13 protein-coding genes are annotated in these 16,541 nt (G+C 70.3%); 6 read left to right on the top strand and 7 right to left on the bottom strand.

Features of this window, described 5'->3' with window-relative positions:
• Positions 1 to 26: 26 nt before the first annotated feature.
• Both SLINC_RS26510 and SLINC_RS26505 read right to left on the bottom strand, forming a co-directional pair.
• Positions 27 to 974 carry a CHRD domain-containing protein gene (locus tag SLINC_RS26510; RefSeq protein ID WP_067437813.1) on the bottom strand — a complete coding sequence of 316 codons (948 nt, stop codon included), beginning with the start codon at positions 972 to 974 and terminating at the stop codon, positions 27 to 29.
• Between the two features lie 109 nt (positions 975 to 1,083).
• Complete coding sequence (locus SLINC_RS26505; protein WP_067437810.1) at positions 1,084 to 2,094, bottom strand: polyprenyl synthetase family protein; 1,011 nt, start codon at positions 2,092 to 2,094, stop codon at positions 1,084 to 1,086.
• A 208-nt stretch (positions 2,095 to 2,302) separates the two neighbouring features.
• On the opposite strand from SLINC_RS26505, the gene SLINC_RS26500 reads away from it, so the two are divergent.
• From SLINC_RS26500 to SLINC_RS26490, 3 genes are all read left to right on the top strand, one after another.
• Complete coding sequence (locus SLINC_RS26500; protein WP_067437808.1) at positions 2,303 to 3,805, top strand: peptide MFS transporter; 1,503 nt, start codon at positions 2,303 to 2,305, stop codon at positions 3,803 to 3,805.
• 18 nt (positions 3,806 to 3,823) lie between these two features.
• Positions 3,824 to 5,818: a CocE/NonD family hydrolase gene (locus SLINC_RS26495; RefSeq protein ID WP_067437805.1), complete on the top strand. Its 1,995-nt coding sequence runs from the start codon at positions 3,824 to 3,826 to the stop codon at positions 5,816 to 5,818.
• A 461-nt stretch (positions 5,819 to 6,279) separates the two neighbouring features.
• A complete protein-coding gene (locus SLINC_RS26490) occupies positions 6,280 to 7,029 on the top strand; it encodes a LysM peptidoglycan-binding domain-containing protein (RefSeq protein WP_067437803.1) in 750 nt (249 codons plus the stop codon).
• A 9-nt stretch (positions 7,030 to 7,038) separates the two neighbouring features.
• Here SLINC_RS26490 and SLINC_RS26485 read toward each other — a convergent pair whose 3' ends face one another.
• The 5 genes from SLINC_RS26485 to SLINC_RS26465 all read right to left on the bottom strand — a co-directional run bounded on the left by SLINC_RS26485 (position 7,039) and on the right by SLINC_RS26465 (position 12,210).
• Positions 7,039 to 7,857 (bottom strand): Cof-type HAD-IIB family hydrolase, encoded by an 819-nt coding sequence (locus tag SLINC_RS26485; protein ID WP_067437801.1) that lies wholly within the window; start codon positions 7,855 to 7,857, stop codon positions 7,039 to 7,041.
• Between the two features lie 93 nt (positions 7,858 to 7,950).
• Entirely contained in the window at positions 7,951 to 8,979 is a 1,029-nt protein-coding gene (locus SLINC_RS26480) for a LacI family DNA-binding transcriptional regulator (protein WP_067437799.1), read from the bottom strand.
• 32 nt (positions 8,980 to 9,011) lie between these two features.
• Positions 9,012 to 9,887 carry a carbohydrate ABC transporter permease gene (locus SLINC_RS26475; protein ID WP_067437797.1) on the bottom strand — a complete coding sequence of 292 codons (876 nt, stop codon included), beginning with the start codon at positions 9,885 to 9,887 and terminating at the stop codon, positions 9,012 to 9,014.
• Positions 9,884 to 10,879: a carbohydrate ABC transporter permease gene (locus SLINC_RS26470; RefSeq protein WP_067437795.1), complete on the bottom strand. Its 996-nt coding sequence runs from the start codon at positions 10,877 to 10,879 to the stop codon at positions 9,884 to 9,886. The genes SLINC_RS26475 and SLINC_RS26470 overlap by 4 nt, the downstream gene beginning before the upstream one ends.
• Complete coding sequence (locus SLINC_RS26465; protein ID WP_067437793.1) at positions 10,876 to 12,210, bottom strand: ABC transporter substrate-binding protein; 1,335 nt, start codon at positions 12,208 to 12,210, stop codon at positions 10,876 to 10,878. The genes SLINC_RS26470 and SLINC_RS26465 overlap by 4 nt, the downstream gene beginning before the upstream one ends.
• A 382-nt stretch (positions 12,211 to 12,592) precedes the next feature.
• Here SLINC_RS26465 and SLINC_RS26460 point away from each other — a divergent pair, with 382 nt between their 5' ends.
• The 3 genes from SLINC_RS26460 to SLINC_RS26450 all read left to right on the top strand — a co-directional run bounded on the left by SLINC_RS26460 (position 12,593) and on the right by SLINC_RS26450 (position 16,538).
• Positions 12,593 to 13,762: a glycoside hydrolase family 53 protein gene (locus tag SLINC_RS26460; RefSeq protein WP_067437791.1), complete on the top strand. Its 1,170-nt coding sequence runs from the start codon at positions 12,593 to 12,595 to the stop codon at positions 13,760 to 13,762.
• Between the two features lie 267 nt (positions 13,763 to 14,029).
• Complete coding sequence (gene fahA / locus SLINC_RS26455) at positions 14,030 to 15,247, top strand: fumarylacetoacetase (RefSeq protein ID WP_067445724.1); 1,218 nt, start codon at positions 14,030 to 14,032, stop codon at positions 15,245 to 15,247.
• Positions 15,248 to 15,599: 352 nt separating this feature from the next.
• Positions 15,600 to 16,538, top strand: coding sequence for a M56 family metallopeptidase (locus tag SLINC_RS26450; RefSeq protein WP_067437789.1), 939 nt, complete (start codon positions 15,600 to 15,602; stop codon positions 16,536 to 16,538).
• Positions 16,539 to 16,541 lie beyond the last annotated feature (3 nt).

The following is a 16,541-nucleotide window of genomic DNA, read 5'->3' as shown; positions in this document are numbered from 1 at the left end:
GGAGACGCCGCCTTCCGAACAGGTGATCAGCCGCGCAGGAACACGTAGTCCGCCTGGTACGGCACGCCGACGATCGCGCCCGGCGAGCAGGTGCCGGCCGGGGCGACACCGCCGACGGTGTTCAGGCGCAGGATCTCGGTGGCGTCGGCGAGCAGACCGCGGTGCTTGCCGGACTGGGTGGCCTTGAGGTCCAGTTCGGGGATGTTCTTCTCGCCGTTCGGGGTGCGGGAGATGACGGAGCCGGTGACCGCGCTGCCGTCGCGGGCGATCCACTGCGGGGTCCCGGAGTTGGGCGCGACGAAGGAGTGGTCGATGCGCCCGGCGAGTACGGCGCTGACGTCCCGCTGGGCGAAGGCGAAGCCGCCGCCCTCGACCGGCTTGCACTCGTAGATCTGCTTGCCCTTGAGGACGGACGCCTGGAAGTTGTGGAGCGCGTCACGGAAGTCGAAGCCGGCGACGGTGACCTTGTGGAGCTGGCCGCGGACGGCGCCGCCCGGGAACTCGGCCGTGTGCAGGTTGGCGTAGAAGGAGGTGGGGTTCGTCCTCAGACGGTCCAGCAGGGCCGCGTCCTTCACCTTGACCGTGCCGGTGACGGTCCGCCGCCCGCTCTTGTCCAGCAGTTCGGTGAAGTCGACCTTGATGCCGCCGTTGGTGCCCCGCACGCCCTCGTGGAGGTGCAGCGCGGTCGGCCGGCCCGTCCCCGCCCACTTCACGGCGACCGAGACCTTGTCCCCCTTCACCTTCACGAACTGGAGCGCGGCGCCGTCCCGGTCGCCGACGGCGGGGCCGCCCGCCACCGGGACCTCGTTGGCGCCCCGCAGGCTGGCGGCGAGCACGGTGGTGTCCTCGCCGGCCGTGCGGTCGGCCGCGGCGGCGGGAACCGTCGCGGCGGCGACTCCACCGACGGCCGCCGCGGCGACGGCGGTGACGAGCAGGCGGGAACGGCGCGTCGAGAACGTCGTGTTCATGCCCATGATGTCGTTTTCTCCCCGTATCGCGGTCGACGTCTGCCGCGTCGGCCTCTGGGCATGAATACGGAGGGAATCCCAGTTTGGACTTAGTCCAAGAAAGTGACGTGCGTCACTATCCCGCGCGGTGCACCACGGCGTCGCACAGCTCCATGAGCGCCGCCTTCGCGTCACACTCCCGCAGCGGAGCCAGCGCCGACCGTGCGTCCTCGGCATACCGGACGGTGTCCCGCCGCGCCTGCTCCAGCGCGGGGTGCGCCCGCAGCGCGGCCAGTGCCTCGGCGTGCCGGGCGTCGTCGGTCAGGTCGGAGTCGAGCAGTTCGCACAGGGCGATGTCCTCGGCGACGCCCAGCCGCTCGGCCCGCTCCCGCAGCCGCAGCACCGGAAGGGTGGGGATGCCCTCGCGCAGGTCCGTGCCCGGGGTCTTGCCGGACTCGTGGGAGTCGGAGGCGATGTCGAGCACGTCGTCGGCCAGCTGGAAGGCGACACCCAGCCGCTCGCCGTACTGGGTCAGCACGTCGACCACCGTCTCGTCGGCGCCCGACATCATCGCGCCGAACCGGCACGAGACCGCGACCAGCGAGCCCGTCTTGCCGCCGAGCACGTCGAGGTAGTGCTCGACCGGGTCGCGCCCGTCGACCGGCCCCGCCGTCTCCAGGATCTGGCCGGTGACCAACCGCTCGAACGCCTCGGCCTGCACCCGGACCGCCTCGGGACCGAGGTCGGCCAGGATGTGCGAGGCGCGGGCGAACAGGAAGTCACCCGTGAGGACGGCGACCGAGTTGCCCCAGCGGGTGTTGGCGCTGTCCACCCCGCGGCGGACGGCGGCCTCGTCCATGACGTCGTCGTGGTACAGCGTCGCCAGATGGGTCAGCTCGACCACCACGGCGGACGGCACGACACCAGGTGCATAGGGGTCCCCGAACTGGGCAGCAAGCATCACGAGCAGTGGCCGAAAACGCTTGCCCCCCGCCCGCACCAGATGCTGGGCGGCCTCCGTGATGAAGGGGACCTCACTCTTGGTGGCTTCGAGCAGTCCCTCCTCGACGGCCGTCAATCCGGCCTGGACATCGGCTTCCAGAGCCTGGTCCCGCACGCTCAGCCCGAACGGCCCGACGACGGTCACGAGGGATCTCCTGTCTGCTGGTGTCTACTGGCGATTACACGGTTTGTCGATAGGTCGCTGCCATCACTCAAGTCAGCGTATCCGGTCATGTTTCGATCACCGATAGCGCCCACCCGTCCAGCCCGGGCGGTATCGGATCATCGCGGGTATGTTTTTTGATCACCCGATAGGTACGGATATGCACCGGATTGGACGGAAGTAGCAGAGCGTGTCCCGAACCGACGTCGACACCACCCCCGACAACCAGCCGCCCGGGAAGAACGATCACGCGTTCTTCGGCCAGCCCAAGGGCCTGATGACCCTCTCCGGTCTGGAGGTCTGGGAGCGCTTCTCGTTCCTCGGCATGCAGGCCATCCTCGTCCTGTACTTCGCCGACGCGGTCGCTTCCGGCGGCCTGGGCATGTCGGCCGGAACCGCCGCTTCCGTCTCGGCGGCCTACGGCACGCTCGTCTACCTGGTCTCCGTCGCCGGCGGCTGGCTCGCCGACCGCATCCTCGGCTCCTACCGCGCGGTGCTGTGGGGCGGTGTCCTGATCGCCTGCGGCCACTACTCCATGGCCGTGCCCACCGCCACCATGACCTGGGTGGGGCTGGGGCTCATCAGCGCCGGCACCGGGCTCCTCAAGCCCAACGTGGCCACCATGGTCGGCAAGCTCTACCGCACCGACGACGACCGGCGCGACGCCGGGTTCGCCCTCTACTACATGGCGATCAACATCGGCGCCTTCGCGGGCCCGCTGATCACCGGCTGGCTCGGCGACCACCGGGGCTGGCACTGGGGGTTCTCGGCGGCCGCGATCGGCATGACCCTCGGGCTCGTCCAGTACGTCCTGGGCCGCCGGCACCTGGCGGGGCGCGCGAAGACCGCGGAGTTCGCCCTCGCCCCGGACGCGATGCGCCGCGCGGTCCGCCTGATCGTCGTGGGAGTGGTCCTCGCGGCGGTGATCGCCACGGGTCTCGCGCTCGCCGGGTGGCTCACCATGGGCCGGTTCGTCGATCTGCTCACGCTGGTCTCGGTGATCGCCCCGGTGGCCTACTTCGCGGTGATGTTCGCGAGCCCCCGGGTCACACCGGAGGAGCGCGGCCGGCTCAGGCCGTACATCGTGCTCTTCCTGGCCTCCACGGTCTTCAACTTCATCCTCTTCCAGGCGTACTCGACGATGATGCTGCTGGCCTCGACGAACGCCGAGACCACGATCCTCGGCTTCGACTTCCCGGCGAGCTGGTACGCCTCCGCGCTGGGCGCCTTCGAGGTGGGGCTCGCGCCGGTGGTCGCCGCCCTGTGGGTGCGGATGGGCCGCGGCCAGCCGCACGCCTCCAACAAGATCGCGATAGGGGTCGTGCTCGGCGGTCTGTCGTTCCTGCTGATGGCCCTGCCGACGAGCGGGCACGGCGGCGAGGGCCACCTGATGTCCGCCTGGTGGATCGTCGGCTCCTACCTGCTGCTCGGGCTCGGCGACATCCTGCTGGAGACCTCCGGCATGTCCGCCACCACCAAGCTCGCCCCGGTGGCCTTCTCCAGCCAGACCATGTCCCTGTGGTTCCTCTCGCTCGCCCTGGCCAACGGCATCCAGGCCCAGACGGTCAAGCTCTACGACGACGTCTCCCCGCCGGCCTACTTCGGCGTCAACGGCGCGATCGCGGTGGCCGCGGGCCTGGCCGTGATGGCGGCCGCGCCCTGGCTGCGCCGCACCATGCACCCGGTCCACTGAACTCACGGGGTCACGCTCATGCACATCCGTACGTCCTTCCCCTACGAGACGACCCACGAGGACCTCCGCGTCCCGTTGTCGGACGGCACGCTCCTCTACGCGCGCGTGTGGCGGCCCCTCACGAACGAACCGGTACCCGCGATCCTCGAATACCTGCCCTACCGCCTGACCGACTGGACCGCGCCCCGCGACCGGCAGCGCCACCCCTGGTACGCGGGCCACGGCTACGCCTCCGTCCGCGTCGACGTGCGCGGGCACGGCAACAGCGAGGGCATGCCGGGCGACGAGTACTCGGCGACCGAACTGGCCGACGGGGCCGAGGTGGTGAACTGGCTGGCGCAGCAGCCCTGGTGCGACGGCAAGGTCGGCATGTTCGGCATCTCCTGGGGCGGCTTCAACTCCCTTCAGATCGCGGCCCTCGCACCCGAGCCGCTCAAGGCGGTCGTCACCGTCTGCTCCACCGACGACCGCTATGACAACGACGTGCACTACCTGGGAGGTTCCGTCCTCGCGGTGGACATGCACGCCTGGGCGGCGACGATGCTCGCCTTCGTCTCCCGTCCGCCGGACCCGCACCACGTCGGCGAGGCCTGGCGGGAGATGTGGCTGGGGCGCCTGGAGGAGGTCGAGCCCTTCATCCACACCTGGCTCGACCACCAGACCCGCGACCGCTACTGGCAACGCGGCAGCGTCTGCGAGGACTACGGCGCGATCGACGCCGCCGTCCTGGCCGTCGGCGGCTGGCACGACCCGTACCGGGACACCGTCCTGCGGCTGGTGGAACATCTCCCGCACGCGCGCGTGCGCGGCCTCATCGGGCCCTGGTCCCACCAGTACCCCGACCGCGGTCTGCCGCCCGGCCCGGCGATCGGCTTCCTCCAGGAGACCCTGCGCTGGTGGGACCAGCACCTCAAGGGCATCGACACCGGCGTCATGCGCGAACCCCTCCTGCGCGCCTACATCAGCGACTCCCACCCGCCGGCCACGGTCTACGACACCCTCCCCGGCCGCTGGGTCGGCGAGCCGGCCTGGCCCTCGCCCCACGTGCGGACCCTCTCGTACGACCTTCAGGGCGCCCCGCGACCCGTCCGCTCCCCGCAGCACACCGGGGTGGACGCCGGCCGTTTCTTCCCCTTTGGCAACGACGCCGACCTGCCGCCGGACCAGCGGGAGGAGGACGCGCGGTCGGTGTGCTTCGAGTTCCCGGTGGACGAGGAGACGTGGGTGCTGGGACGGCCGAGGGTGCGGCTCAGGCTGACCTCCGAAGTACCGCGCGGCCAGGTGATCGCGCGGGTCTGCGACGTGGCCCCGGACGGCTCCGCCACCCTGGTCACGCGGGGCGCGCTGAACCTGACGGCCCGGCAGGGGCGGGACAAGGTCGTGCCGTGGGTGCCGGGGGCCACGGAGGACGTCGAGTTCGAGCTGAACGGCATCGGGCACGCCTTTCCCGCCGGCCATCGCATCCGGCTCGCGGTGTCCTCCGCGTACTGGCCGTGGATCTGGCCGCAGGCCGACTCGGCGGCGGGGTTCACGCTGGACCCGGCGGGCAGTTCGCTCGAACTCCCGGTGCGCGAGAGGGAGTTCGACGGGGAGATCGTCTTCGAGGAGCCCGAGCAGTCCGAGCCGCTGGGGGTCACCTCCCCGGTGACCCTCGACGAACCGCGCCCCGAGCGCCTGGTCGTGCGGGACGTGGCCAAGGGCGAGTGGCGGCTTGAGGTGGACCCCCGGTACGGCGGGACCCGGGTGTATCCCGACGGGCTGGAGTTCGCCGAGGACGCGCTGGAGACGTACACGATCAACGAGGTGGACCCGCTGTCGGCCCGCGCCCGCTCGGAGTGGTCGATCCGGCTGCACCGGCCGGACCTGGCCTGGGACGTCACGGTGCGCACCCGTTCGGAGACCACCTGCGACGCATCCGACTTTCTCACCTCGAACGAGGTGGTCTGCACGGACGGCGGAGAGGTCGTGTTCCACCGCACCTGGGAAAAGCACATCCCCCGGACGGCCGGTTGAGACCACATTGGACTGAATGCCCGATTCACCGGACTTGAGGGCGTCGGTGATTTGAGTCACTCGCGACCCGATGGACCTCCCGGCGCACCGGCCCCACTTCCCCCTTGCCCCTCGCGCCAGTTGAGTCTTGGCACCAGCAAAGGATCAAGCGCCCCATAGGCCTCCTAGCGAGGTCAACGGGCACGGTGCGTGAATCCGCCTCTTGTTCCGGACATGTGCTCTCGCATACGTTCCGGGCCTGTCGGGCGGACGCCGAATCCTGCCGCCGCCCGAACCGAGACACATCGACGAAGACACTCGCACGGCAGGAGCGGGGGACCCAGGTAAGTCGCCGGGCCGGACGACACACGTCGCACCGGAACGGCTAGGGGTGAAGTCGTGTCGCCGTAAGGCGGCGCGCCCGGGCAGCTCCCGCCCGAACCCGACAGCTCACCTCGCAGGCGCCGGAGAGGAACAGCGCCATGGCCGCACGAGGTAAGCACCGCCGTACCCGAACCAGCCCGCTCACCCGAGGCGTCATCGCCGCCGGAACCGGGACCGCCGCCCTCGCCCTCCCGCTCCTGGGCGCGACCACCGCGAGCGCCGCACAGCCGGCCAAGGCTCCCGCCGCCGCGCAGGCCGCATCGCAGGTCAGGTCCGTCACGTACACCACGGTCAAGGGCGACACGCTCTACGGCATCGCGGAGAGGTACGACACTCCCGGCGGCTGGCGGCAACTCCACAAGGACAACCGCAAGGCCCTCGGCGACAACCCCCGGCTGATCCACGAGGGGGTCGAGCTGAAGGTCAGGACGACGAAGGCGGGCAAGACGGCCGACAAGGCCTCCACGCCCACCAAGAAGTCCTCCCAGTCCGTCGCCCGTGTCATCCAGGCCTCCGTCAAGACGTACCCGAACAACCTCGACGGCTGGATCCGCCAGGCGATGGACATCATGGCGCAGAACGGAATCCCCGGCTCCTACGAGGGTATTCACCGCAACGTCATGCGCGAGTCGTCCGGCAACCCGCTGGCCGTCAACAACTGGGATTCCAACGCCGCTGCGGGCACCCCCTCCAAGGGGCTCCTCCAGACGATCGACCCGACCTTCCAGGCGTACCACGTGGCCGGCACGGCCTTCGACCCGTACGACCCGGTCGCCAACATCGTCGCCGCCTGCAACTACGCGGCCGACCGGTACGGCTCGATCGACAACGTGTGGGGCGCGTACTAGAACCCGGCGTCAGAACCCGGCGTTCGGGAAGAGCCCTTCGAGGACGACGGCGACGCCGTCGTCCTCGTTCGACCGGGTCACCTCGTCGGCCACGGCCTGGAGTTCGGGGTGGGCGTTGGCCATGGCGACGCCGTGGGCGGCCCAGTCGAACATGGGGATGTCGTTGGGCATGTCCCCGAAGGCGATGGTCCGCTCGGGGCCCACGCCCAGGTGATCGGCGGCCAGCGCGAGTCCCGTCGCCTTGGTGATGCCGCATGGCTGGAGTTCGACGGTCCCGGGGCCCGACATGGTGACCGTGGCGAGGGAACCCACCACGGAGCGCGCCGTCGACGCCAACTCGTCGTCGGACAGGTCGGGGTGGCGCAGCAGCACCTTGCTGATCGGCGCGGACCACAGGTCGTCGCGCCGCCCGACGCGTACGGCGGGCAGCGTGGGGTGCGGCATGAGGTACCCGGGCTCGATCAGGGTCAGCCCGTCCACACCGTCCTGGTCGACCGCCGCGTACACCTGGCCCACCTCGGCCTCGATCTTGCCGAGCGCGGTCTCGGCCAGCTCCCGGTCCAGCGTGACCGACCACAGCAGACGGTCCGTGCGGGCGTCGTAGACCTGTGCGCCCTGCCCGCACACCGCGAGCCCGGAACTGCCCAGGTCGTCCAGGAGCGGTCGCACTCTGGGAGCCGGCCGGCCGGTCACGACGAGGTGCCGGGCACCGGCCGCCGCCACCCTCGCGAGCGCGGCGAGCGACCGGTCGGAGAGCGTGTCGTCGGCGCGGAGGAGAGTGCCGTCCAGATCGGTGGCGATGAGTGAATATGCGGTGGGTGCGGCCATGATCAGAGAATACGGATGGAAAGCCCCACCGACTCGACGCGAACCGGACGGCCGCAGCCTTCACATGCGTTGACGGGCGCTCCGGTTGGGTGTTCAGGCGGAGTCGCGCACCACCAGTTCCGTCGGCAGGATCACCCCGGCGGTGTCCTCGCCGGCGATCTGGGCGAGGAGCATGCGGACCATCTCGGCGCTGATGCGGTCGAAGGGCTGGCGGACGGTGGTGAGGGCGGGGCTGACGGAGGTGGCCGCCGGGGAGTCGTCGAAGCCGCCGACAGCGATGTCATCGGGGACCGAACGGCCGGACTGCTGCAAGGCGTTGACGACTCCCTGGGCCATGAGGTCGGAGGCGACGAACACCGCCTCCATGTCGGGTGCGCACTCCAGCAGCCGGCGGGCCGCCCGCTCGCCACCGCTGCGGGTGTAGTCGCCCTCGGCCACCAGCTCCGGGGCGTGGGGCACGCCCGCCTCGGCGAGCACCTCGCGGTAGCCGGCGAGGCGGTCGGTGCCGCCCGGGAGGTCGAGCGGGCCGGTGATCATGCCGATGCGGCGGCGGCCGGTGCCCAGCAGATGGCGGACCATGTCGCGGGCGCCCTCGCGGTCGTCGGCCGCCACGTAACTCACCGTGGTGCCCAGCCCCATGGGCTTGCCGCAGGCCACCAACGGGATGCCCGCGTCCCGCAGTTCGGCGGCGACCGGGTCCCCGCTGTGGCTGGAGACCAGCAGGACCCCGTCGACATGGCCCGTGGTGATGTACCGGGTCAGCCGCCGCCGGTCGTCGTCGCTGGCCGCCAGCATCAGCAGCAGCGGGATGTCGTGGCGGGCGAGGTGCTCGGTGCAGCCGCGCAGCAGGATGTTGAAGTTGGGGTCCTCGAAGAACTTCTCCTGCGGCTCGGTGAGGAGGAAGGCGACGGAGTCCGAGCGGCCCGTGCTCAGGCTGCGGGCGTGCCGGTTGACCACGTACCCGGTCTTCCTGATGGCGGACTCCACGGACCGGCGGGCCGCCGGTGAGACGTAGTGGCCGCCGTTCAGGAAGCGGGAGACGGTGCCCCGCGACACGCCCGCCTCCCGCGCCACGTCGTGGATGGTGGGCGGGCGGCGGCGTCCGTTGGAGCTGGTGGTCATGTCCCTCGTTCAGGCAGTTCCGGAAAGGGTGTTCAGGACTTGATCGAGCCGCTCAGCAGGTCCAGCGACCAGAACCGCTGGATCACCAGGAAGAGCGCGATCAGCGGGAGGATCGCGAGCAGACAGCCGGTGATGACCAGGGTGTAGAGGGCGGGCTGCGAGGCCCCCTGGGCGAGCAGCGTGTAGAGCCCGAGCGTGATCGGGAACTTGGTGTCGTCGGCCAGCATCACGTACGGCAGCAGGAAGTTGTTCCAGATGCCGACGAACTGGAAGAGGAACACCGTGATCAGGCCCGGCATCATCATCGGCACCGCGATCCGGGAGAAGATCCGCCACTCGCTGGCGCCGTCCATGCGGGCGGCCTCCATGAGCTCGGTGGGCACCGAGGCGGCCGCGTAGATACGGACCAGGTAGACGCCGTAGGGCGACAGGATCGACGGCAGCAGCATCGACCAGTACGAGTCGGCCAGGCCCATCTTCGACAGCAGCAGGTACTGCGGTACGGCGAGCACGATGCCCGGCACCAGCACGCCGGCCAGGATCATCTTGAAGATGGCCTCACGGCCCCGGAAGCTGTAGCGGCCGAGCGCGTAGCCGCCGGCGGCGGAGACCGCGGCGGACAGCAGGGCGCCGAAACCGGCGTAGAAGGCGGAGTTGGCCATCCACTGCCAGTAGATGCCGTCCCGGTAGTTCGTCAGGTCGCTCAGGTTGTCGAAGAAGCCGGTGCCGGGGGCGAAGCTGAAGGTGGAGAAGAGCTCCGACCGGTCCTTGGTCGCCGCGATGATCACCCAGGCGATGGGGATCAGGCAGTACAGGGCGCCGAGGATCAGGACGAGGGTGGGGACCCAGGCGGTGCGCCGAGCGCGGGACGGGCCGGTGGCGTCGGCGGTGAGGGTGAGGGGGGTCATGCCCGGTCCTCCCGGGTGTAGCGGTCGGAGATGCGCAGCAGGGTGAAGGAGAGGACGAACGTGGCCAGGGCCAGGACGACCGCGGTGGCGGAGGCTCCGTAGATGTCGGACTTCAGGAAGGCGCTGTCGTAGATGGCCATCAGCGGGCTCCAGGTGCTCTGGAGGTTGTTCGTCAGGGGCTTGAGGGCCATCGGCTCGGTGAAGACCTGGAGGGTGGCGATCACCGAGAAGAAGAAGGTGAGCACCAGCGAGGGCATCACGATCGGGATCTTGACGCTGAGCGCGATCCTGACGTTGGACGCGCCGTCGATGCGGGCCGCCTCGTAGATCTCCTGCGGGATCGCCCTGAGCGCGGTGTAGATGACGATCATGTTGAAGCCCGTGCCGCCCCAGACCGCGATGTTCGCGAAGGACAGGTACAGGTTGCCGCCGTTGAACAGATCGGGTTCCGGCAGGCCGAACTTGTCCAGCAGGTAGTAGAAGGGGCTGACGGCCGGCAGGTACAGGAAGCCCCACATCAGGGCCGCGATGATGCCGGGGACCGCGTACGGCAGGAAGATCATCAGCCGGGCGAAGGGCGCGCTGCGCGCCTTGGGGGTGTCCAGCATCAGCGCGAAGACCAGCGCCAGGCCCAGCATCGTCGGGATGACGATGAGGCCGTAGCCGAAGGCGCGCAGGACGCTGTGGCCGAACTCGGAGTTGTTGAGCACGTCGGCGTAGTTGCCGAAGCCGTTCCAGACCTCCGAGCGGGCCCCCTTGCCGAGGCCGATGCCCTTGACCTGGACCTTGTGCAGGCTGAGCCAGACCGCGTAGCCGATCGGGACCACGGTGAAGGCGGCGAAGAGCGTCAGCGTGGGCACCAGGAACCAGTACGGTGCGCTGCGGCCGCGACGGCGGGTGCTGCTGGGGCGGACGGACGGGTCGGTGCCGGTGCCGTCCGCCAAGGGCCCGACCTCGATACGGTCGGAGCCCTTGAGCGGAGCGCTGGTCATGCCTCGGTCACCTCGAAGCCCTGCTTCTTCATGTCGTCGAAGGTCTTCGACTGCATCGAGGACAGGGCGGAGAGGAACGGGGCCTCCTTCTTCGCCTTGGTGGCGCTGCCGAAGCCGTCCTGGAAGGCGGTGTAGGCGGTCTGGACGTTCGGGCCCCAGGCGGAGGGCGCCGTGGTCGCGGCGATCTCGGCGGCCGTGGTGTAGAAGTCGGCCTGGTTCGAGAAGAACTCGGGCGTCGTGAGGATGTCGCCGGACTGGCCCTTGGTGGCGGCCGGGTAGATCGCGACCTCCTTGACCAGCGCGGCCAGCGCCTCGGGGTCGGTGTTGATCCAGCGGGCGAACTTCGCCGCGGCCTCGGCGTGCTCGGAGTCGCTGGAGACACCGGTGGAGGAACCGCCCCAGCTGCCGGTGACGTTGTCGCCCGACTTCCACTGCGGCAGCGGGGCCATGCGCCACTTGCCCTTGGTGTCGGGCGCGGAGGAGACCAGCACACCCGGCGCCCAGACGGCGGAGATCCAGGCCAGGTGGGTGCCCTTGTTCAGGGCCTGGTTCCAGGCCGGGGTGTACATCGGCTGGTTGTCGATGACTCCCTCCTGCACCAGGCCGCCCCAGAACTCGGTGACCTGCCTGGTACCGGCGTCGTCGATGCCGACGGTCCACTTGCCGCCGCCGTCGACGGTCCACCACTGGCCGCCGGCCTGCTGGGCGAGGCCCGCGAACAGACCCGGGTCGTTGGAGGAGAAGGTGGTCAGATAGGCGTCCGGGGCGGCCTTCTTGGCGGCGCGGGCGACCTCGGCGAACTCCGTCCACGTCTTCGGGACGCTGAGTCCGTGCTGCTTGAAGAGGTCCTCGCGGTAGTAGAACATCAGCGGCGCGGAGTCCTGCGGCACGCTGTACACGGCGTCGGTGCCGAGGGTCACCATCTTCCACAGGCCGTCGGAGAACTCGGACTTGGCGTCGCCGACGTACTTCGAGATGTCGGCGAGGACGTCGTTGGAGACCAGGGTCGGCAGGGACTGGTACTCGACCTGGATGAGGTCGGGGGCGTTGCCGGCCTTCTTCGCGGTGATCAGCTTGGAGACGATCTCGCCGCCGCTGGCCTGCTTGGACACGGTCACCGTGATGTCCGGGTTCTTCTTGTTCCAGATCGCGGCGACCTTCTCCATGTTCGGCGCCCACGACCAGTAGGTCAGCTTGACCGGGCCGCTGCTCTTGCCGGAGTCGTCGTCGGAACCGCCGCAGGCGGCGAGGGTGCTGGTCAGGCCGAGGGCTGCGGCCCCGGCGAGCATGGAACGCCTGCTGATCTGGCGGCGGTGGATCGACATCTTCATCTCCCCTGATATGGACGAGCGCCTTCGGAACGTCCCGCGTTCGCGGCAACCGCCGTGGGGGGAGGGCTGCGGACACGTGACCGAGGGGCTGTGCGCAGGGACTGCGCGGCTCTGTGATCGTGCACAGTAGAGAATTGTTTCGGGCCCTTGTCAATGGCGAGGTGGTGGGGTTACCTACTTGTTGCTCGCCGATGCTCATTGCTTTCAGGGCTGTGCACGATCACAGAATGTGGGAGTCAGATGCGGCCCGGACGCGACTCGGCCGCGACCCGGATGCGACTCGGGCGCGACCCGGATGCGCCCCGGATGGGACTCGGGCGTGGTCCGGAGCGCCTCTTTTGGTTCTTTCGTTTCGTTCGTCTCACTGTGAAGGGACTTTGACATGCGCAGACGCAGTGTTCTCGCCGCCGCGGGAGCCGCCGCGCTGGCCGTTCCCGTGCTGGGTGCGGCACCGGCCGTGGCGACACCGGGGCTCGGTCCGGCATCGGGTGCCGGTTCGACGCCGGGAGGCCGGGGCCGCCTGGCGATCCGGGGCGTGGACATCTCCTCGCTGCCGAAGAACGAGGACCACGGCGCCGTGTACCGCACCGCCGACGGCCGCCGCGTGGACCCGGTCCGCCTCCTCGCGGGGGCGGGTGTCACGCACGCGCGCCTGAAGGTGTGGGTGAACCCGGTCGACGGCTACAACACCAAGGCGCGCATACTCCCGCTGGCCCGTCGCCTGAAGCGGGCCGGCATCGGCATCTGGGTCGACTTCCACTACTCCGACACCTGGGCCGACCCGGCGCACCAGACCAAGCCGGCCGCGTGGGCCGGCCTGGACGTGGCGGGGCTGAGCAGGGCGGTCTACGACCACACGGCGGACGTTCTGGGGGCGTTGCGCCGTCAGGGCACCCCGGCCCAGCTGGTCCAGATCGGCAACGAGCTCAACGGCGGCATGCTCTGGCCCGAGGGCGACTGGGAGCACTTCGACAACCTCGGCGCCTTCCTCAAGGCCGGCCTGCGCGCGGCCCGCGACACCACCCCGCGCATCCGCACGATCCTCCACCTGGCCAACGGCGGCGACAACGGCCTGTACCGCTGGTGGTTCGACAACGTCACCTCACGCGGCGTCGACTTCGACATCATCGGCCTCTCCTACTACCCGTTCTGGCACGGGCCGGTGGAGCAGGCCGCCGCCAACATGGCCGACATCACGGCGCGTTACGGCAAGCCGTGCGTGATCGCCGAGACGGCGTACCCCTTCACGCTGGAGAGCGAGGACGACGTCAACGACATCCTCCACGACCCCTCCCAGCTGACCCCCGGCTTCCCCGCCACCCCCGACGGCCAGTCCGCCTGGCTCCGCGAGGTCGCCGACCTCGCCGCCGCCGTCCCCGACGGCCAGGGCCTCGGCTACTGCTACTGGGAGGGCGCCTGGACCTACCGCAAGGGCAGTGGCTGGGACCCGACGAACCCGTCCTCGGGCAACGCCTGGGAGAACCTGGCCCTGTTCGACTTCGAGGACAGGGCGCTGCCGGGGTTGCGGACGCTGGGGTCGTATCGGCGCTGAGGTGGGTGGCGGGGCGGCGGGGTGGGTGGGCGACGGTGAGGCGGGGTTGCCGGGCCTCGCAGGTCCGGGACCAGGCCGCCAGTTGCTCGGACAGCTGGTTCGACAGGTGAGCCCGATGGTGAGGATGAGCCCCGAGAGTTCCTTCTCGTCGATATGGTCGGCGACCTCGTCCCGGAGCTCCTCCGTGCCCACGACGGGCAACACAGCCGTAACGTGTGGCTCGTCCACACCGGCCGCACGGCATGCACGAGAGTGAGGCAGCACCCCATGCCCCCCTTCGATGTCCCCGAGGGCGATCCCTTCGGTACACACAACCTTCCGTACGGCGTGTTCTCGCTCCCCGGATCCGTCGACCGGCGGGTCGGTGTCCGACTGGGCGACCATGTCCTCGACGCCGGTGCGGCCGCCGCCGCTCTCGGTTCGCCGTACGTCTCCCTCCTCGCCCGCCCGTCCCTCGGCCCGCTCCTCGCCGCGGGCCGCACCGCCTGGTCCGACGTACGACGCGCGCTCACCGCCTGGCTGACGGTGCCGGCGCACCAGGAGGCGATCGCGGAGCTCTTCCACCCGCTGTCGTCCGTCACCCTGCACCTCCCCTTCGAGGTCGCCGACTACGTCGACTTCTACGCCTCCGAGAACCACGCCCGGAACGTCGGACAGATCTTCCGCCCCGACGCCCCCGACCCCCTGACCCCCAACTGGAAGCACCTGCCGATCGGATACCACGGCCGGTCCGGCACGGTGGTGGTGTCGGGGACGGATGTCGTACGACCGTCCGGCCAGCGGAAGGCTCCGGCGGACGCGGCTCCCGTCTTCGGCCCCTCCGTCCGCCTGGACATCGAGGCGGAGGTCGGCTTCGTGGTCGGCGTGCCCTCGGAGCGGGGCCGGCCGGTCGCCCTCGGCGACTTCCGGGAGCACGTCTTCGGGCTCTGCCTGCTGAACGACTGGTCGGCACGCGACATCCAGGCCTGGGAGTACGTCCCCCTCGGGCCGTTCCTCGGCAAGTCCTTCGCCACCTCCCTCTCGGCGTGGATCACCCCGTTGGACGCGCTGGAGGAGGCACAGGTGACTCCCCCGCAGCGGACGCACCCGCTGCTGCCCTACCTGGACGACACGGGTCCCGAGGCCGAGCCCGGCGGGTACGACCTGCGGATCTCCGTCGCCGTCAACGGACATGTGGTGTCGGAGCCGCCCTTCTCGACCATGTACTGGACGGCCGCTCAGCAGCTGGCCCACATGACGGTGAACGGCGCCTCCCTCCGGACCGGCGACCTGTACGGCTCGGGAACGGTGAGCGGCCCCTCCGAACGGGAGCGGGGATCCCTGCTGGAGCTGACCTGGAACGGCCGCGACCCGCTCGAACTCCCCGACGGCAAGCGGGCGTTCCTGGAGAACGGCGACGTGGTGACCCTGTCGGCCTGGGCACCGGGACCGGACGGCGTCCGGGTGGGGCTGGGTGAGGTGACGGGGCGGGTGGTGGCGGGCTGAGAGAGCCGAGAAAGATCCGAGAGAGATCCGAGAGAGATCCGAGAGAGACCTGCTCACGCCCCAGAACACATCACTTGTCCCACCGGACGTCTCCCGATACCTGCCGTGAGCCGCCCGTCGCCGTCATACTGGGGGGGGGTGGCGGGCTGCGTCGCGGGGACGACGACGGATGCCCACCACCCCGCACAACCCGGCCCGTGCGTGATGTTCCTTCCTTCCCGGAGGCCTGGATTCCTCCTGGAGGCTTGGACATGCGCACCCCGAAGCCTGTGCACCCGTACGCCCCTCGCACCGCACCCGTGGCCGCCTTTGCCCCCGACCAGGATCCGGAGCCCGTGGCATGACCAGTGGCATGACCGTCTGCCTGCTCCTGCTGAGCGCCGTCGGCCTGACGGCCGCCGTGCCGGTCCCGCGCGCGTTGACCCGGGCCGCGTGGCCCGAACGGGACCCGGTGGTCGGACTGTGGGTGTGGCAGTGCCTCGTCGCCACCGTCCTGCTGTCCTGTCTGACCGCCCTGGTCCTGGGCACCGCAGCGGTCTTCCACACGGTCCGCGACCACGTCTTCGCCCCGGCGCCGCCCGCCGTGACCGCGGCGTACGACCTGTCCGCCGCTCCGCTCTGGGCGGTCACCCTCACCGTGCTGCTGGCCGGCGGGGCCGCCTGGACGACCGCGATGCTCGCCCGTGAGCTGGTCGAGGCACGCAGGCGGCGCGGCCAGGCCCGCCAGCACCTGCGCGAGCGCGCCCCGGACCTGCCGGCCGGCCTGGGCGAGACGCGCGGCCCGCTACTGGTGCTGGAGGACGAGTACCCGGACGCCTGGTGGATGCCCGGCAACCCGCCGCAGCTGATCGTCACCACCGGCGCCCTGCACCGCCTCACCGACCACCAGCTCGACGCGGTCCTCACCCATGAGCGCGGCCACGCCCGGGCCCGCCACGACTGGCTGCTCCACCTCTCCACGGCACTGGCCACCGGTTTCCCCCGTATCCCGCTCTTCTCCCACTTCTGCGACCAGACCCACCGCCTGGTCGAACTCGCCGCGGACGACACGGCGTCCCGCCGCTGCGGCCACCTGACCACCGCCTTGGCGCTGATCGAGCTGAACCAGCACCGGGGTGTCCTCTCCTGCGCCAGCAGCCACCGGCTGCTGGGCGAGCGGGTGGACCGGCTGCTGGAGCCGCAGCCGCGTCCTCGGCTGCGGCATCGGGCCATGACGACCGCGGTGGCGGCGCTGGTGCCGCTGCTGCCCCTGTTGATCGTTTTCGGCCCTGGACTGACGGCGCTGGCGTAGGGG

The sequence above is a fragment of the Streptomyces lincolnensis genome, from assembly GCF_001685355.1.
In the GTDB taxonomy this organism is placed as follows: Bacteria; Actinomycetota; Actinomycetes; order Streptomycetales; family Streptomycetaceae; genus Streptomyces; species Streptomyces lincolnensis.
This window is presented reverse-complemented; position numbering and strand designations above follow the sequence as displayed.

What these genes read in the sequence shown, in the direction of transcription:
- SLINC_RS26510 (WP_067437813.1), bottom strand. Translation starts at nt 974, where the DNA reads ATGGGCATGAACACGACGTTCTCGACGCGCCGTTCCCGCCTGCTCGTC.
- SLINC_RS26495 (WP_067437805.1), top strand. Translation starts at nt 3,824, where the DNA reads ATGCACATCCGTACGTCCTTCCCCTACGAGACGACCCACGAGGACCTC.
- SLINC_RS26490 (WP_067437803.1), top strand. Translation starts at nt 6,280, where the DNA reads ATGGCCGCACGAGGTAAGCACCGCCGTACCCGAACCAGCCCGCTCACC.
- SLINC_RS26485 (WP_067437801.1), bottom strand. Translation starts at nt 7,857, where the DNA reads ATGGCCGCACCCACCGCATATTCACTCATCGCCACCGATCTGGACGGC.
- SLINC_RS26480 (WP_067437799.1), bottom strand. Translation starts at nt 8,979, where the DNA reads ATGACCACCAGCTCCAACGGACGCCGCCGCCCGCCCACCATCCACGAC.
- SLINC_RS26475 (WP_067437797.1), bottom strand. Translation starts at nt 9,887, where the DNA reads ATGACCCCCCTCACCCTCACCGCCGACGCCACCGGCCCGTCCCGCGCT.
- SLINC_RS26470 (WP_067437795.1), bottom strand. Translation starts at nt 10,879, where the DNA reads ATGACCAGCGCTCCGCTCAAGGGCTCCGACCGTATCGAGGTCGGGCCC.
- SLINC_RS26465 (WP_067437793.1), bottom strand. Translation starts at nt 12,210, where the DNA reads ATGAAGATGTCGATCCACCGCCGCCAGATCAGCAGGCGTTCCATGCTC.
- SLINC_RS26460 (WP_067437791.1), top strand. Translation starts at nt 12,593, where the DNA reads ATGCGCAGACGCAGTGTTCTCGCCGCCGCGGGAGCCGCCGCGCTGGCC.
- fahA (WP_067445724.1), top strand. Translation starts at nt 14,030, where the DNA reads ATGCCCCCCTTCGATGTCCCCGAGGGCGATCCCTTCGGTACACACAAC.
- SLINC_RS26450 (WP_067437789.1), top strand. Translation starts at nt 15,600, where the DNA reads ATGACCGTCTGCCTGCTCCTGCTGAGCGCCGTCGGCCTGACGGCCGCC.